Here is a 15,720-nt window from a genome sequence, read left to right as displayed (position 1 = left end):
GCCCCGCTCCTCCGCAGAAGCGGGGGAGCGGGGCTCCTTGGGTACTGCTCACTCGGCCGCGATCGGCCGACCCGGGCAACTAGGCCGGGGTGACGTTCTCAGCCTGCGGACCCTTGGGTCCCTGAGTGACGTCGAAGTTCACGACCTGGTTCTCCTCGAGGGAGCGGAACCCGGACGCGTTGATCGCGGAGTAGTGGACGAAGACATCCGGGCCGCCGCCGTCCTGGGCGATGAAGCCGAAGCCCTTTTCAGCGTTGAACCACTTGACGGTTCCGGTAGCCATAAGCCCTCCTTGGGCCAAAGGGTTGCCCTGCTCCAGAACCTGCAAACAAGTCTGAAAACTACAAAAGCCTGCGGGTTACATGCTCCGCAGGCTCTGTACTGCAAGGGAAACCAAACTGCAACTTGCGGCGAGCCTAGCACGCAGTCTGTGGAGAGCGGTAGAGGGAAAGATCACTTCACCCGGATGTTTGATCGGGTCGTCGGAGAGGTGACGGAGAAGGCCCCGCAGAGCAGTCCGGACGCCCCGCTGACGCAGGCCGGCAGGGGCGGGTCTAGCCTCACGATGTGGACAATTCAACCGTCTCTCCCGTAGAAGGCGACGACCGTCGCAGTAGGCCGCGCGTCGGCCACATCCAGTTCCTGAACTGCCTCCCCCTCTACTGGGGTCTGGCACGGACCGGGGCCCTGCTCGACCTGGAGCTCTCGAAGGACACCCCGGAAAGGCTCAGTGAGCAGCTGGTCAGGGGGGATCTGGACATCGGTCCCGTCACCCTGGTCGAGTTCCTGCGCAACGCCGACGAACTGGTCGCCCTCCCCGACATCGCCGTCGGCTGCGACGGCCCCGTCATGTCGTGCGTGATCGTGTCCCAGCTGCCCCTGGAGCAGCTGGACGGTGCCCGGGTGGCCCTCGGCTCGACCTCGCGCACCTCCGTACGGCTGGCCCAGCTGCTGCTCTCCGAGCGGTACGGAGTCGCACCCGACTACTACACCTGTCCGCCGGACCTCGGCCTGATGATGCAGGAGGCCGACGCGGCCGTGCTCATCGGCGACGCCGCGCTGCGCGCGAATCTGCACGACGCCCCCAGGCTCGGACTGCAGGTCCACGACCTGGGCGAGATGTGGAAGGAATGGACGGGGCTGCCGTTCGTCTTCGCGGTCTGGGCGGCACGCAAGGACTATCTGGCCTCGCATCCCGACTACGTGGAGAAGGTGCACGAGGCGTTCCTCGCCTCCCGGGACCTCTCGCTGGAGGAGGTCACCAAGGTCGCCGAGCAGGCGGCGCGTTGGGAGTCCTTCGACGCAGAGGTGCTGGAGCGCTATTTCACCACCCTGGACTTCCGCTTCGGCCCGGACCAGCTGGCCGGCGTGCGCGAGTTCGCCCGGCGGACCGGCCCGACGACCGGCTTCCCGGCGGACGTGAAGGTCGAACTGCTCGGCGGCTGACACCTCGGGCACACGGGAATGGCGCGGGATAGAAGATGAATCCCGTACCTTCCCCGGCCTTCCCGCCCCGGCCCGCCCTTTACGTCTGACGCGTGGCTGCGGCATTCCGTTCCCGTGAATGGACGTGAATGTCCGGAGTTCCGTCGCGGGTCTCTCCTGTGGGGCCGCACGGGCGAATAGCAGATGTCTCCCCGAACGCCTTCCGGTTTCCCTCCGGTGCAGCCCGATCGGCGCGGATGAACGACGTATTCACGCCTTTCCGTGTGGCGAAAACCCTGCTTCGTGCCCATAGGGGCGAAATCGGCGGAAGGGGTTTCCGTGACCGTGTGACCCGGGCGCCCTAGGCTGCCGTGCGAGTCCCGGGGATCACAGGGGGAGACCGTATGCAGCCGCTGGAAGCCGGCGAACCGCACACCATCGGCGCCTACCGGCTGCTCGGCAGGCTCGGTGCCGGCGGGATGGGCCGGGTCTATCTCGGCCGCAGCGCCGGCGGACGGACCGTCGCGGTCAAGGTCGTGCACCCCCACTTCGCGCTCGACGAGCAGTTCCGCGCGAGATTCCGGCGCGAGGTGGAGGCCGGGCGGCGCCTCGGCGCGCAGTGGACGGCCCCGGTCCTGGACGCCGACCCCGACGCGGCCGTGCCCTGGGTGGCGACCGGCTACGTGGCCGGTCCGCCCCTCTCCGACGCGGTCACCCGCCACGGCCCGCTGCCCGAGTACGCCGTACGGACCCTGGGGGCCGGGCTCGGCGAGGCGCTCGACGCCGTACACGCGCACGGCCTCATCCACCGGGACGTGAAGCCGTCCAACGTCCTGCTCGCCCTCGACGGCCCCCGGCTGATCGACTTCGGCATCGCCCGGGCTCTCGGCGCCACGGTGTCCCTCACCTCGACCGGCGTCTCCGTCGGCTCGCCCGGGTACATGGCGCCGGAACAGATCCGCGGCCAGGACATCTCCGGTGCGGCCGACGTCTTCTCGCTCGGCGCCGTCCTCGCCTACGCGGCGACCGGCACCGCGCCCTTCCTCGGCGACTCCTCCGCCGTCCTCCTCTACAAGGTGGTGCACGAGGAACCCGAACTCGGGGACCTGGAGGGCGAACTGCGGGAGCTGGTGGCCCGGTGCCTCGCCAAGGAACCTGCCGACCGGCCCGCCCCCGCCGCGCTCGCCCGGCGGCTCGCGCCCGGTGGGGCCGCGGCGCTGGTGGCGCCGGGCTGGCTGCCGGGCCCGCTGGAGCGTGAGGTCAGCAGGTCGGCGGTGGCCCTGCTGGACCTGGAACCGCAGGACGCGCCCGTGCGGTCCGGGCCCGTGCCGTTCAGCAACGCGTCCCTGGGGAGCGCGGCCCTCGGCACCTTCGGCCCACTGCTGCCGCCCCCGCCGGCCGAGCCGCCGGCCACCGCCGGCACCTCGGGGGAGCGGGGGCCCGGCGCCCGAATCGCCGTCAGCATGGACACCGGCCCGCAGCCCGGCGCGCGCCGGGGGCGGCGGGTCAGCTGCACCGTCGCGCTGGCCGTCGCAGGCGCGCTCGCCGTGGTGACCGTCGGTGCCGCGACGCTGGGGGACCTGTTCACCGGCGTCGGCGAGAGAGACCAGGGCAACGACGCCGCACAGCCCCCGGCGGCCGGCCGGCCGGAGAGCCCCTCGGACTCCGGGCAGCCGTCCCCGACAGGATCAGCACAGGTGAGCGCGCTGCCGGAGACGTTCACCGGAACGTGGAAGGGCCCCACGACGGAACGCAGTGGCGCGCCGCACGGCACGGTCACCGCCGTCTTCGTCGAGGGGAAGAAGAGCGAGGAGGTGGTCCGGCTGTCGTACCGGTTCGACGCGCTCGGAACGACCGTCGTCTGCAAGGGCGTCGGCACGCTCGTCTCCGGCACGGCCACCGAGCTGAAGATCCGGGAACGCGCCGACCCGGGCGCCCGCACCGGCGCGATGTGCACCGGCGGCGAGGCCGACCTGGTCTTCACCCTCGGCTCGGACGGCACCCTGCGCTACGAGTCACGCGAGGAGGCCGCAGGCATGCCGAAGGGCACACTCACCCGGTCCGGCGGCTGAGCCCGGCAGAGGCTGGCGTAGGCTGAATCGGTCCGTAGATCCGTTGAAAAACCGCCGAAAGGTGACAGCCCGGTGACCGAGAAGGCCGACCTCCAGCCCATCCTCGACCGCGCCGCCGAAGGCGGGCGGATCACTCCTGAGGAGGCGCTCGACCTGTACAGGTCGGCTCCGCTGCACGCTCTGGGGACCGCGGCTGACTCCGTGCGCCGCCGCCGCTACGCCGGTACGGAGCACATCGCGACGTACATCATCGAGCGCAACATCAACTACACCAATGTCTGCGTCACGGCCTGTAAGTTCTGTGCCTTCTACGCGCCCCCCAAGGACACGGCCAAGGGCTGGTCCCGCGACCTCGAGGACATCCTGCGCCGCTGCGCGGAGACCGTCGAGCTGGGCGGCACCCAGATCATGTTCCAGGGCGGCCACCACCCGGACTACGGTGTCGAGTACTACGAGGAGCACTTCTCCGCCATCAAGAAGGCGTTCCCGCAGCTGGTCATCCACTCCCTCGGCGCCTCCGAGATCGAGCACATGGCCCGCATCTCGGGTGTCTCCGCCAAGGAGGCCGTCGAGCGGATCCACGCCGCCGGACTCGACTCCTTCGCCGGTGCCGGTGCCGAACTGCTGCCCGCCCGGCCGCGTACGGCGATCGCCCCGCTCAAGGAGTCCGGCGAGCGCTGGCTGGAGATCATGGAGATCGCGCACGGCCTCGGTGTCGAGTCCACCTCCACCATGCTGATGGGCACCGGCGAGACCAACGCCGAGCGCATCGAGCACCTGCGGATGATCCGCGACGTACAGGACCGGACGGGCGGCTTCCGCGCCTTCATCCCGTACACCTACCAGCCGGAGAACAACAAGCTGAAGGGGCAGACGCAGGCCACGCTCTTCGAGTACCTGCGGATGATCGCCATCGCCCGGCTCTTCCTCGACAACGTCGCCCACATCCAGGGCTCCTGGCTGACCACCGGCAAGGAGGTCGGCCAGCTGTCCCTGCACTACGGTGCGGACGACCTCGGCTCGATCATGCTGGAGGAGAACGTCGTGTCCTCGGCCGGCGCCAAGCACCGTTCGAACCGGCTCGAGATCATCGACCTGATCCGCAAGGCCGGCCGCGTCCCGGCCCAGCGCGCCACGACCTATGAGCACCTGGTCGTCCACGACGACCCGGCGAACGACCCGGTCGACGAGCGCGTCGTCTCGCACATCTCCTCGACGGCGATCGCCGGCGGCACGGCGCACCCGGAGCTGAAGCTCCTCGACGCCAACTGAGCCACCCGTGCTGACTGTTCACGCCGCGCCGCTGGTCCTCCCGGTCGGCGCGGCAGGCATCGACGGGGGAGCGGTCGCGGTGGACGGCGACCGGATCGTGGCCCTCGGACCGTACGACGCGGTGACGTCCGCGCACCCGACGGCCCGGGTCCGGCAATGGCCGGGCGTCCTCACCCCCGGCCTTCGCCAGTGGGACGGCGTCGCCCTGCTGACCCGTCTCTACCACCCCGACCCGCGTGAGGCGGACGAGCTCGGCGAACAGCCGCTGACCGGGGCCGATTTCGAGCGGCTGGCCGGATGGATGGACGAGCCCCGCCGGGCCGGCAGCGTACGCCGCGGGCTGCAGCGCATGCTGCGCCACGGGACCACCCATGTCGCGGGCGGGTTCGCCGAGCCCGCCGTACGCACCGCTGTGGGCCGCGCCGGCCTGACGGTGGTCCCGCCGGCCCGGACCGGGGCCGCCGAACCGAGCCTGGACCCCTTCGCCCGGGGGCGCGACCTGGCGGGATCCGCGCATGGCCCGCTGGCCGTCGGAGGCCGCGCGGATCTCGCCGTCTTCGACGTACCGGACGAGGCGGCGCTGGTCGCGGCGGGCGCCGGATCCTGCGTCGCCACAGTGCTCGGCGGGCGGCTGGTCCACCGTCGGCGATGAGGCGGCGGCGCGAGCGGACCCACCGGGGCGGGCACGGTCTACGGCACGGAGGGGCCGCCCAGATAGCGGCCGTTCCCGTCGTACGGCCAGGCGTTGGACACGCAGCCCTTCAGCCCCTTGATCTGCTGCATCATGGCGGGCGCCGGCTCACCGGGGCCGGGGCAGGTCTCGTGACCGTGGCCGAGCCAGTGGCCCACCTCGTGATTGATGATCAGGGCCCGGTACGCGGCCGCCGGACCGTCGAAGGTCGGTGACCCGAGCTGCCACCGGGCCAGATTGACCATGACGTTCTCCCCGCCGCGGCAGTTCACCTCGCCCCCGGTGTCCAGGCCGTACTGCCCGCACAGCCGGTCGGTGGTCTTCGGTGTCCCTATCCGGATCACCAGCCCGGCCGACCCGTCCTCGACCTGACGGAACGTATGGGCCCCGTTCTTGCTCCAGCCCCGGGGGTCGGCGAGGATCTCCGCGATGTCCTCGGCGGCGCTGTCCGGGTCCACGCCGATGCCGTCCTCCACCTCGACGCGGTAGCGGCTGCCACCGCCCTCGGACGAGGCGCCCTCCCGGGCCACGGTGAAGGTGCCGGGCCCCGACTCCGGCACGGAGTCCGGATCGACGGGCTCCTCGGCGCTCGGTGAGCTCACGGGGGACTTCGACGGCTCAGGGCTCACCGACGCCTTCGGCGGGACCGCGGCCTTCGGGGAGGCCGGGGCCGTATCCCGGCCGGCCGCGGGGCCGTCGTCCTGCCACGGAGCATCGACGTAGAGGAACGCCGCGGCGGCCGCCACCGCGATCACCGCGCCGGTGAACCCGGCGCGTCTGCGCCGCATCCGTCTTCGGCGGGCCATGGAGCGCTTCCGGGACTGTGCGCGTGAGGGCCGGGCCCCCGGAGCGGGCCTCACGGCCGTCCGGCGGGTGCCGGCGGCGTTCCGTATTCGCTGTGCGTCGTCACTGTGCATGTTCTGGTGATCATCCGTGGTCTCGGTGTAGCCGCGCAGGGAGATGGTTCATCCGCCCCGCACGCTTATCTGCTTCTCGGGCACCGGGTGCTCGTCCGCGTACCGCACGACGTCCAGCAGTCCGCTCTGCCGTACGCCGTCCAGGAGTTGCTGGGTGGTCACCGGCGCGCGGAAACCCCTCCCCTCGCCGGGTGAGACGTCGATCAGGGCGCTGCTGTTCCCGGAATCGATGGCGATCGAGGCGGACGTCGTGTCCGGGGAGCCGACGGCGGAGCCCCGGCCCCGTACGGGCGCGTGTACGAGCGCTGTCGACCCGAAGGGCAGAAGCCGTTCCACGCCGCCGCGAGCGATCGGGAGCCGGGCTGCTTGAATGGGAGGGTGACCCGAGCATCCCTGGACAAGCAGCCGCACGAAGTCGCCTCGATGTTCGACGACGTGGCGGCGAACTACGACCTCACCAACGACGTGCTGTCGCTCGGACAGGCGCGGCTCTGGCGCAAGGAGGTGGCCCGGGCCGTCGACGCCAGGCCGGCCCAGAAGATCCTCGACCTGGCGGCCGGGACGGCGACCTCCTCGCAGCCGTTCGCCCGGGCCGGCGCCTATGTGGTGCCCTGCGACTTCTCGATCGGGATGCTCCGGGTCGGCAAGGAGCGCCACCCGTGGATGCCGTTCACCGCGGGCGACGGTACGAAGCTCCCCTTCAAGGACGAGACCTTCGACGCGGTCACGATCTCCTTCGGGCTGCGCAACATGCAGGACACCGGCGCCGCGCTGAGCGAGCTGTACCGGGTCACCAAGCGAGGTGGCCGGGTGGTGATCTGCGAGTTCTCCCAGCCGACGTGGACGCCCTTCCGGACCGTCTACACCGAGTACCTGATGCGCGCGCTCCCCCCGGTGGCCCGCGCGGTGTCGTCCAACCCGGACGCCTACGTCTACCTCGCGGAGTCGATCCGCGCCTGGCCCGACCAGGCCGGCCTCGCGAAGCTGCTGCAGCAGGCCGGCTGGTCGAACGTGGCCTGGCGCAATCTCACCGGCGGCGTGGTGGCGCTGCACCGGGGCGTGCGCGACTGAGCCCTTCCCGTGGGCTCAGAGCTCCAGCCTGAAGCAGTACGCCTCCTGCTTCGACACCGGCGACGTGTACGTCTCGGCCCGGCGCATGCCGAGCCGCCCGGCCACCGCGAGCGAGCGCTCGTTGCGTGTGTTGATCATCGCCACGACCTCCCGTACCCCGAGCGCCCGTATCCGCTCCAGCGTGGTCCGTGCGGCCGCGGTCGCATAACCGTGCCCCCAGGCGGCCCGGCCCAGCCGCCAGCCGATCTCGACCTCGCCCACCGGGCCGAACGACTCGTGGGGCCACGGCTGGGCGCCCGTGAAGCCGAGCACCTCACGGTCGTCGTCCAGCACCGTCCACAGGCAGTGGCCGAGCTCCGCGTCGTGTCGGCGCTGGCGGGCGGTCAACTCCTCGTACACGGAGTACTCCGCCGAGCGGCCGCCGTGGAACTCCATGACCTCCGGATCGTCGAACACCCGGTACCAGGCCAGGGCGTCCTCGTCGGTGGGGACACGCAGATGTACGGACGGATTCGGGTCAGGCAGGTGCGGCATCAGGGAGCCCTTCGGATGGTGATCAGCAGGCACCCATAGACTGCACGTGACATGTGCCGCGCGGCACGCGAATTCGAGTCTTCGGGAGATCCGACCGTGACCGAGCCCCTCTCCGAGCACAGCGCGGACGTGATCGTCGTCGGAGCGGGCCCAGCCGGCTCCACGACCGCGTACCACCTCGCCAAGGCCGGACTCGACGTTCTCCTGCTGGAGAAGACGGCCTTCCCGCGGGAGAAGGTCTGCGGTGACGGTCTCACCCCGCGCGCCACCAAGCAGCTCGTCTCCATGGGCATCGACATCTCCGAAGAGGCCGGCTGGCTGCGGAACAAGGGCCTGCGCATCATCGGCGGCGGTGTCCGCCTCCAGCTGGACTGGCCGGACCTCGCCTCGTACCCGGACTACGGTCTGGTCCGCAAGCGGGACGACTTCGACGAGCAGCTGGCCCGCCAGGCCCAGAAGGCGGGCGCCCGGCTGTACGAGCGCTGCAACGTCGGCGAGCCGGTCAAGGACGAGCGCACCGGCCGCATCACCGGCGTCCACGCCAAGCTCGGCGAGGAGAAGACCCCGGTCACCTTCCACGCCCCGCTCGTCGTCGCCGCCGACGGCAACTCCACCCGGCTCTCCCTCCACATGGGCCTGCACCGTCGCGAGGACCGCCCGATGGGCGTCGCGGTCCGTACGTACTTCACCTCGCCCCGCCACGACGACGACTACCTGGAGTCCTGGCTGGAGCTGTGGGACCGCCGCGGCACCGAGGACCGTCTGCTGCCCGGCTACGGCTGGATCTTCGGCATGGGCGACGGCACGTCCAACGTCGGCCTCGGCATCCTCAACTCCTCGTCCGCCTTCAAGGAGCTGGACTGGCGCGAGGTGCTCAAGGCCTGGTGCGCCTCCATGCCGGAGGACTGGGGCTACACGCCCGAGAACATGACGACCCCCATCCGCGGCGCGGCGCTCCCGATGGCCTTCAACCGCCAGCCGCACTACACCAAGGGCCTGCTGCTCGTGGGTGACGCGGGAGGGCTCGTCAACCCGTTCAACGGCGAAGGCATCGCGTACGCCATGGAGTCGGGCCAGATCGCCGCGGACGTCATCGTCCAGGCGCACGCCCGCGCGACCCCGGCGCAGCGGGAACTGGCGCTGCACCGCTACCCGAAGATCCTCAAGGACACGTACGGCGGTTACTACACGCTGGGCCGGGCCTTCGTGAAGATGATCGGGAACCCGAAGGTCATGAAGATCGCGACGCAGCGCGGTCTGACCCACCCCGTCCTGATGAAGTTCACGCTGAAGATGCTCGCGAACCTCACCGACCCGACGGGCGGCGACGCCATGGACCGGATCATCAACGGTCTTTCGAAGGTCGCACCGAAGGCCTGACCGCACGGGGTCCGCGATAGGTTTCGGACCATGGGGGCGACAGGGGCACGGACCACCAGGGGATGGATCACCGGGGCATGGACCACCGGCGGTTACCGACGGCTCGGCGCGGCCGGATCGCTGGCGGTCGCTCTGGGCGGCTGGGCCGTCGGCACGCTGCCGGCCCACGACCCGTGGGGCCTGTGGGTCTCCCACGGGACCGCGGTGACCGCTGTCGGCTACGCACTGGCGTACGGCGGGCTGACGGTCCTCGTCGCCGCCTGGTGGCTGTACGGGCGGGCGGGAGCCCCCGTACGCGACACCCTCGTCACCCTGGGCTGGTGGACGGCCCCGCTGGTCCTGGCACCCCCGCTCTACAGCGCCGACGTCTACAGCTACATCGCGCAGGGCGTGATGGTCCTCGAAGGGCACGACGTCTACAGCGTGGGGCCGTCCGTCCTCGACCCCGACGGGCCGGGCGGCGACGCCGCGGCGAGCGTCGGCGGGCACTGGACCGACACCCCGGCCCCGTACGGGCCGTTCTTCCTCGTTCTGGCGCGTGTCGTGGCCTGGGCGACCGGCGGCACGATCGTGCCCGCCGTGCTGGGGATGCGCCTCATCGCCCTGGGCGCGCTGGTGCTGATCGTCTGGGCCCTGCGGAACCTCGCCCGGGAGCACGGCCGCAGCGAGAGTGCCGCGCTGTGGCTCGGGGCACTGAACCCGCTGCTGCTCATCCATGTCGTCGGCGGCGTCCACAACGACGGGCTGATGACCGGCCTCATGCTGGCCGGTGTGCTGCTGGCCCTGCGCGGGAGGTGGATCACCGGGTCGGTGCTCATCGGGCTCGCCACGATGGTCAAGTCGCCCGCGGCGGTGGCGCTGCTGTTCGTCGGCGTCATGGTGGGCCGGGCCGCGAGCGGTCCGGTCGTACGGCGGGTGGCGAAGGGGCTGCTCGCGCCCGGACTGGTCGCCGGGGCGGTGGCCGTCGGCGCGACGTTCCTCGGCGGCACCGGCTTCGGCTGGCTCGGGACGCAGCGCGTCGCGGGACGCATTCACACCGCGCTGTCCCTCAGCAGCGACCTGGGCCTGGGCCTGGGTGAACTGCTGCGGCTGCTGGCGGGGACCGACCCGGATCCGGTCAAGTCCGCCGTACAGAACCTGGGGCTGCTGGTCGCCCTGGTCCTGATCGCCCGCCTCGCATGGCAGGCGACGACGGGGCGTACGGAACCGGTTCGCGCCCTGGGCCTCGCGCTGCTGGCCCTGGTCGTGCTCTCGCCGATGGTGCAGCCGTGGTACCTGCTGTGGGCGACGGCGGTGATCGCCGCCACCGCGAGCGGCGGCCGGGCCCTGGGCGCGGTGACCGTGCTGTCGGCCGCGCTCGTCTACGAGACACAGCCTTCGGGCTCGACCCCGCCGTACGGCTTCGTGCTGGCAGGTCTCGTGTGCGCGGCGGGCGTGCTGCTCCTGCGCCGGGACCGGGACGCTCTGGAACGGGGACACGTGCCGGGCCGGCGTCTCCCTGCGGAAGACGCCCTGGAAGCGGACGCGCCCACGGCACGATGACGGGCCGTCACTCCCGGTCGGAGGAGTGACGGCCCGCGCTCGTGCTCAGGCGTGCGGAGCTTGTGAATCAGAGAACGCGGACGGCGCCCGACGGCGGGTCGTAGTCCAGGGACTGCTGCACGACGCCGGTGCTGGAGTTCTGCGCACCGACGAACTGGCCGCCGCCCACGTAGATCCCGACGTGGTACGCGCTGCCGGCGCCGCCCCAGTACAGGATGTCGCCGGGCTGGAGGTTGTCGAGCGAGACCTGGGTCCCGGCGGTCGACTGGCTCTGCGAGACGCGCGGCAGGTCGACGCCCACCGTCCCGAAGGCGGCCTGGACCAGGCCCGAGCAGTCCCACGAGTTCGGGCCGGTGCCGCCGGAGACGTACGCGTCACCGACCTGGGACTGCGCGAACGCGATGACGGACGCGACGGACCCGGTGGCGTTCGACGAGGAGAAGGAGGGGGACGAGTCGGAGGAGCCGGAGGACGCGCTGAGTGTGGTGCGCTCGGCGGAGCGGGAGGCGCGCTCGGCGGCCTCGGCCTCCGCTTCCGCCTCGGCCTTGGCCTTGGCGGCGGCTTCGGCCTTCTTCTTGGCCTCTGCCTTGCGGACCGCCTCGGCCTTGGCCTTCTTGGCGTCCTTGGCGGCGGTTTCGGCCGCGGCGTTCTCGTGTGCCTGGATCTCCAGGTCGAGAGCGACCGCCTGGGTTGCCTGCGCGGACGCGGCGACGGAGGTGGAGAGCCCGGCCGTGATGGTGGGCATCTCGATGGTCTGGGTCACCGGCTCGGCCTGAGCCGGTCCGGCGGCACCCGCGACCGCGATGGTGCTGAGGACGCCACCGGCAACTCCTGCCCGCAGCGCCGTCTTCGAGGCACTCTGGCGGGGCTTCCGGTGGCTGGGTATGTGAGCGGTGTGGGACATGTGTACTAGCGCTATCAGGGCTGTAGGGGTCCCATCAAGAAACGTGTGTTGCGACACAGTTACGTTCGGAACCTGTGAATCCGCTTATTACGTGCCCTTATTGACGCCCTAACGGGCAAAACGGGCAGGCCTGTCTACCGCTGTGATCACGGAGTTCTTTCAATTAGCCCGAATTGCCCGTCGCTTACCATCTGTTCACACGATTGGCCAAGCCCGCTTTTCCTGTCGTGTGCATGGAGTGACGCAGGTCACGGCGTGACTCTTCCGCGAGGGGCGACCGCGCGGTCGCGCGCCGCGTGCGGAGCGAGGTCGGCCGCCCTTCCGTGGCGACGTGACCCATTGGCGAGTCGTGTCCGTTTTCGCGGACGCCTGTCGGTCGCCGGGCGGGTGGCTGAGGACCGTTCGGCGGGGTGCTCGCCCCGGTGTCCGGCCGGCCGCCGCCGGGGCTCGTGCCGACTGCCCGGAAGATCGTGAATGCGTGCGCATTGTCCACATCGGTACCGGAGGCCCCCCGTCCGAGTGGCTGTCGCAAGTGATCGATTTCCATATCACCCACTCGATGTCCACCGCCAATTTGCCTGTACGGGCGGTCGATTGATAGGGCCAGGCGCCTTTGACCAGCGATAACGCCGCAAGATGTCACGTCTCGTAACCGCACGGCCGCTTCGCGTATGAAGATCACCGCTCATCCAACTTCATGATCGTTCGTCAGGTGGTGGAGATCACAAAGACGCCGGTGTACCCCGTGTCGCAGATCACAGGGTGGCAGGCATAGGATGCGAAGCAGTCGGGCTTGTGAACTGCCTCACATGTACACGATCTTGATGAGGCGGCGAGCCGGTCGCCCGATGCGGTCCAACGGTCAAGGACGACTGGAAGGAGCGAGGAGCGTGAATGCCTACGCGCCCATCCTCGTGCTCGGCGCCCTCGGGGCAGGGTTTGCGATCTTCTCCGTGGTCATGGCCACGCTTATCGGCCCCAAGCGGTACAACCGAGCAAAGCTCGAAGCGTACGAGTGCGGTATCGAACCCACCCCCACTCCAGCCGGAGGCGGCCGTTTTCCCATCAAGTACTACCTGACGGCGATGCTGTTCATCGTCTTCGACATCGAGATCGTCTTCCTCTATCCCTGGGCGGTCACCTTCGACGCCCTGGGGATCTTCGGGCTCGTGGAGATGCTGCTCTTCGTGCTCACCGTCTTCGTCGCCTACGCGTATGTGTGGCGCCGGGGCGGCCTGGAATGGGACTGAGGGGCTGAGGGGCACACCATGGGACTCGAAGAGAAGCTGCCGAGCGGCTTTGTGCTGACCACTGTCGAGCAGGCCGCCGGCTGGGTACGGAAGTCCTCCGTCTTCCCCGCCACCTTCGGCCTCGCCTGCTGCGCCATCGAGATGATGACGACCGGCGCCGGGCGGTACGACCTGGCCCGTTTCGGGATGGAGGTCTTCCGCGGATCGCCGCGGCAGGCGGATCTGATGATCGTCGCGGGGCGGGTGAGCCAGAAGATGGCGCCCGTCCTGCGGCAGGTCTACGACCAGATGCCGAGCCCCAAGTGGGTCATCTCCATGGGGGTTTGCGCGTCATCCGGTGGAATGTTCAATAATTACGCCATTGTCCAGGGTGTTGATCATATTGTCCCGGTCGATATCTATCTGCCGGGATGCCCGCCCCGTCCCGAGATGCTGATCGACGCCATCCTCAAGCTCCACCAGAAGATCCAGGGCTCCAAGCTCGGGGTCAACGCGGAGGAGGCCGCCCGCGAGGCGGAGGAGGCGGCCCTCAAGGCACTCCCCCTGATCGAGATGAAGGGGCTGCTGCGGTGAGCGACGAGCAGAACGGCAACGGGTTGCCCACCCCGCGGGACGAATCCGGTGACGTCATCGGCGTACGCAAGGGCATGTTCGGCGCCGCCAACGGCGGCGACACCTCCGGCTACGGCGGACTCGTCCGCACGGTGACGCTGCCGGGAGCCGCCTCCCGGCCGTACGGCGGCTGGTTCGACGAGGTCGCCGACGAGCTGGAAGGTGCCCTGGAGGAACAGGGCGTGGCCCCCGGCGACGCCATCGAGAAGACGGTCGTCGACCGGGGCGAGGTCACCTTCTTCATCGCCCGCGAGCATGTGGTCCAGGTCGCCCGCACCCTGCGCGACGACCCGGCCCTGCGCTTCGAACTGTGCACGGGCGTCAGCGGTGTCCACTATCTGGGGGACAAGGGGCGTGAGCTGCACGCGGTCTACCACCTGCGCTCGCTCACGCACGGGCGACTGATCCGCCTCGAGGTGTCCGCCCCCGACAGCGACCCGCACATCCCGTCACTGGTCGAGGTCTATCCCACCAACGACTGGCACGAGCGCGAGACCTACGACTTCTTCGGCCTGATCTTCGACGGGCACCCCGCCCTGACCCGGATCATGATGCCGGACGACTGGCAGGGCTTCCCGCAGCGCAAGGACTACCCGCTCGGCGGCATCGCCGTCGAGTACAAGGGCGCCCAGATCCCGGCTCCGGACCAGCGGAGGTCGTACAGCTGATGACTACTCCCCACTCCCACCCGTCGCCCGGCCACCACTCCTCATCGGGTCCCGCCGGGACGCCTCTGTCCGATGCCCGCGACACGACCGAGGGGACTGTATACACAGTCACCGGCGGCGACTGGGACGAGGTCGTCGAGTCCGCCGCCAAGTCGGACGACGAACGCATCATCGTCAACATGGGTCCTCAGCACCCGTCCACGCACGGCGTGCTGCGGCTGATCCTGGAGATCGACGGCGAGACCGTCACCGAGGCCCGCTGCGGTATCGGCTACCTCCACACCGGCATCGAGAAGAACCTCGAATTCCGGAACTGGACCCAGGGCACCACCTTCGTCACGCGCATGGACTACCTGACCCCGTTCTTCAACGAGGCGGCCTACTGCCTCGGGGTCGAGAAGCTCCTCGGCATCGAGGACCAGATCCCCGACCGGGCCACCGTCCTGCGGGTGCTCCTGATGGAGCTCAACCGGATCTCCTCGCACCTGGTGTGCATCGCCACCGGAGGCATGGAGCTCGGTGCCACGACGATCATGATCTACGGCTTCCGTGATCGTGAACTCGTTCTCGATCTTTTCGAGCTGATCACCGGCCTGCGGATGAACCACGCGTTCATCCGGCCCGGCGGCCTCGCCCAGGACCTGCCGATGGGTGCGATCGACCGGCTCCGCGAGTTCGTGAAGACCATGAAGAAGAACCTGCCGGAGTACGACAAGCTCGCGACCGGCAACCCCATCTTCAAGGCCCGCATGCAGGACGTCGGATATCTCGACCTGACCGGCTGCATGGCGCTCGGCGCCACCGGCCCGGTCCTCAGGTCCGCCGGACTCCCGCACGACCTGCGCAAGACCGACCCGTACTGCGGCTACGAGAGCTACGAGTTCGACGTGCCCACCGCGGACAGCTGCGACGCCTACGGCCGCTTCCTCATCCGGCTGGAGGAGATGCGCCAGTCGCTCAGGATCGTCGAGCAGTGCCTGGAGCGGTTGGAGCCGGGCCCGGTCATGGTGGCCGACAAGAAGATCGCCTGGCCCGCGCAGCTCGCGCTGGGACCCGACGGACTCGGTAACTCGCTCGACCACATCAAGAAGATCATGGGCACCTCCATGGAGGCCCTGATCCACCACTTCAAGCTGGTGACCGAGGGCTTCCGGGTCCCGGCCGGGCAGACGTACACCGCCATAGAGTCCCCCAAGGGTGAACTCGGCGTGCATGTCGTCTCGGACGGCGGCACGCGCCCCTTCCGGGTCCACTTCCGCGACCCGTCCTTCACCAACCTCCAGGCCATGGCGGCGATGTGTGAGGGCGGCCAGGTCGCCGACGTCATCGTCGCCGTCGCGTCCATCGACCCCGTGATGGGAGGCGTCGACCGGTGACCGCAT

The 15,720-nt window shown here is 69.9% G+C and carries 16 protein-coding genes; 11 read left to right on the top strand and 5 right to left on the bottom strand.

The features are described 5' to 3' along the window. Nucleotides 1-79: 79 nt before the first annotated feature. On the bottom strand, nucleotides 80-283 hold the full coding sequence (locus tag ACWD04_RS08365) for a cold-shock protein (protein WP_003967102.1): 204 nt from the start codon (nucleotides 281-283) through the stop codon (nucleotides 80-82). Nucleotides 284-567: 284 nt separating this feature from the next. Here ACWD04_RS08365 and ACWD04_RS08360 point away from each other — a divergent pair, with 284 nt between their 5' ends. The 4 genes from ACWD04_RS08360 (at nucleotide 568) to ACWD04_RS08345 (ending at nucleotide 5,421) form a co-directional block, all read left to right on the top strand. Beyond that, nucleotides 568-1,446: a menaquinone biosynthetic enzyme MqnA/MqnD family protein gene (locus ACWD04_RS08360; protein WP_451129426.1), complete on the top strand. Its 879-nt coding sequence runs from the start codon at nucleotides 568-570 to the stop codon at nucleotides 1,444-1,446. A gap of 383 nt (nucleotides 1,447-1,829) precedes the next feature. Continuing rightward, nucleotides 1,830-3,497 (top strand): serine/threonine-protein kinase, encoded by a 1,668-nt coding sequence (locus ACWD04_RS08355; protein WP_451129424.1) that lies wholly within the window; start codon nucleotides 1,830-1,832, stop codon nucleotides 3,495-3,497. A 72-nt stretch (nucleotides 3,498-3,569) separates the two neighbouring features. Beyond that, a complete protein-coding gene (gene mqnC, locus ACWD04_RS08350; RefSeq protein WP_451129422.1) occupies nucleotides 3,570-4,769 on the top strand; it encodes a cyclic dehypoxanthinyl futalosine synthase in 1,200 nt (399 codons plus the stop codon). Nucleotides 4,770-4,776: 7 nt separating this feature from the next. Next, nucleotides 4,777-5,421, top strand: coding sequence for an imidazolonepropionase-like domain-containing protein (locus tag ACWD04_RS08345; RefSeq protein ID WP_451129420.1), 645 nt, complete (start codon nucleotides 4,777-4,779; stop codon nucleotides 5,419-5,421). 38 nt (nucleotides 5,422-5,459) lie between these two features. Here ACWD04_RS08345 and ACWD04_RS08340 read toward each other — a convergent pair whose 3' ends face one another. Next, nucleotides 5,460-6,377, bottom strand: coding sequence for a DUF3152 domain-containing protein (locus tag ACWD04_RS08340; RefSeq protein ID WP_451129418.1), 918 nt, complete (start codon nucleotides 6,375-6,377; stop codon nucleotides 5,460-5,462). Between the two features lie 48 nt (nucleotides 6,378-6,425). Beyond that, the gene (locus ACWD04_RS08335; protein ID WP_451129416.1) at nucleotides 6,426-6,713 is read right to left on the bottom strand and encodes a hypothetical protein; all 288 of its coding nucleotides are present in this window, start codon (nucleotides 6,711-6,713) and stop codon (nucleotides 6,426-6,428) included. Nucleotides 6,714-6,755: 42 nt separating this feature from the next. Between ACWD04_RS08335 and ACWD04_RS08330 the strand changes: the two genes are divergently transcribed. Continuing rightward, nucleotides 6,756-7,448, top strand: coding sequence for a demethylmenaquinone methyltransferase (locus tag ACWD04_RS08330; protein WP_451129414.1), 693 nt, complete (start codon nucleotides 6,756-6,758; stop codon nucleotides 7,446-7,448). A gap of 15 nt (nucleotides 7,449-7,463) precedes the next feature. On the opposite strand, the gene ACWD04_RS08325 is transcribed toward ACWD04_RS08330, so the two are convergent. Then, nucleotides 7,464-7,982 (bottom strand): GNAT family N-acetyltransferase, encoded by a 519-nt coding sequence (locus tag ACWD04_RS08325; RefSeq protein WP_451129412.1) that lies wholly within the window; start codon nucleotides 7,980-7,982, stop codon nucleotides 7,464-7,466. 96 nt (nucleotides 7,983-8,078) lie between these two features. On the opposite strand from ACWD04_RS08325, the gene ACWD04_RS08320 reads away from it, so the two are divergent. Together ACWD04_RS08320 and mptB are read left to right on the top strand one after the other, a co-directional pair. Next, complete coding sequence (locus ACWD04_RS08320) at nucleotides 8,079-9,362, top strand: geranylgeranyl reductase family protein (protein WP_451129410.1); 1,284 nt, start codon at nucleotides 8,079-8,081, stop codon at nucleotides 9,360-9,362. Between the two features lie 30 nt (nucleotides 9,363-9,392). Then, nucleotides 9,393-10,904, top strand: coding sequence for a polyprenol phosphomannose-dependent alpha 1,6 mannosyltransferase MptB (gene mptB, locus ACWD04_RS08315; protein WP_451129408.1), 1,512 nt, complete (start codon nucleotides 9,393-9,395; stop codon nucleotides 10,902-10,904). Between the two features lie 67 nt (nucleotides 10,905-10,971). On the opposite strand, the gene ACWD04_RS08310 is transcribed toward mptB, so the two are convergent. Then, on the bottom strand, nucleotides 10,972-11,808 hold the full coding sequence (locus ACWD04_RS08310; protein WP_451129406.1) for a C40 family peptidase: 837 nt from the start codon (nucleotides 11,806-11,808) through the stop codon (nucleotides 10,972-10,974). 890 nt (nucleotides 11,809-12,698) lie between these two features. Here ACWD04_RS08310 and ACWD04_RS08305 point away from each other — a divergent pair. Genes ACWD04_RS08305 through ACWD04_RS08290 form a run of 4 tightly spaced genes read left to right on the top strand, consistent with a single transcriptional unit; the run spans nucleotide 12,699 to nucleotide 15,714 of the window. Next, complete coding sequence (locus ACWD04_RS08305) at nucleotides 12,699-13,058, top strand: NADH-quinone oxidoreductase subunit A (protein WP_003992243.1); 360 nt, start codon at nucleotides 12,699-12,701, stop codon at nucleotides 13,056-13,058. Between the two features lie 18 nt (nucleotides 13,059-13,076). After that, nucleotides 13,077-13,631 carry a NuoB/complex I 20 kDa subunit family protein gene (locus ACWD04_RS08300; protein ID WP_014154689.1) on the top strand — a complete coding sequence of 185 codons (555 nt, stop codon included), beginning with the start codon at nucleotides 13,077-13,079 and terminating at the stop codon, nucleotides 13,629-13,631. Beyond that, nucleotides 13,628-14,338 carry an NADH-quinone oxidoreductase subunit C gene (locus ACWD04_RS08295; protein ID WP_451129403.1) on the top strand — a complete coding sequence of 237 codons (711 nt, stop codon included), beginning with the start codon at nucleotides 13,628-13,630 and terminating at the stop codon, nucleotides 14,336-14,338. Before ACWD04_RS08300 ends, ACWD04_RS08295 begins: the two co-directional genes overlap by 4 nt. Continuing rightward, nucleotides 14,338-15,714 carry an NADH-quinone oxidoreductase subunit D gene (locus ACWD04_RS08290; protein WP_451129401.1) on the top strand — a complete coding sequence of 459 codons (1,377 nt, stop codon included), beginning with the start codon at nucleotides 14,338-14,340 and terminating at the stop codon, nucleotides 15,712-15,714. The genes ACWD04_RS08295 and ACWD04_RS08290 overlap by 1 nt, the downstream gene beginning before the upstream one ends. The last annotated feature ends 6 nt before the right edge of the window (nucleotides 15,715-15,720 follow it).

It is taken from the genome of Streptomyces sp. NPDC002911, assembly GCF_053591835.1.
The sequence above is the reverse complement of the archived record's forward strand: the minus strand, read 5'-3'. Positions and strand labels throughout refer to the sequence as shown.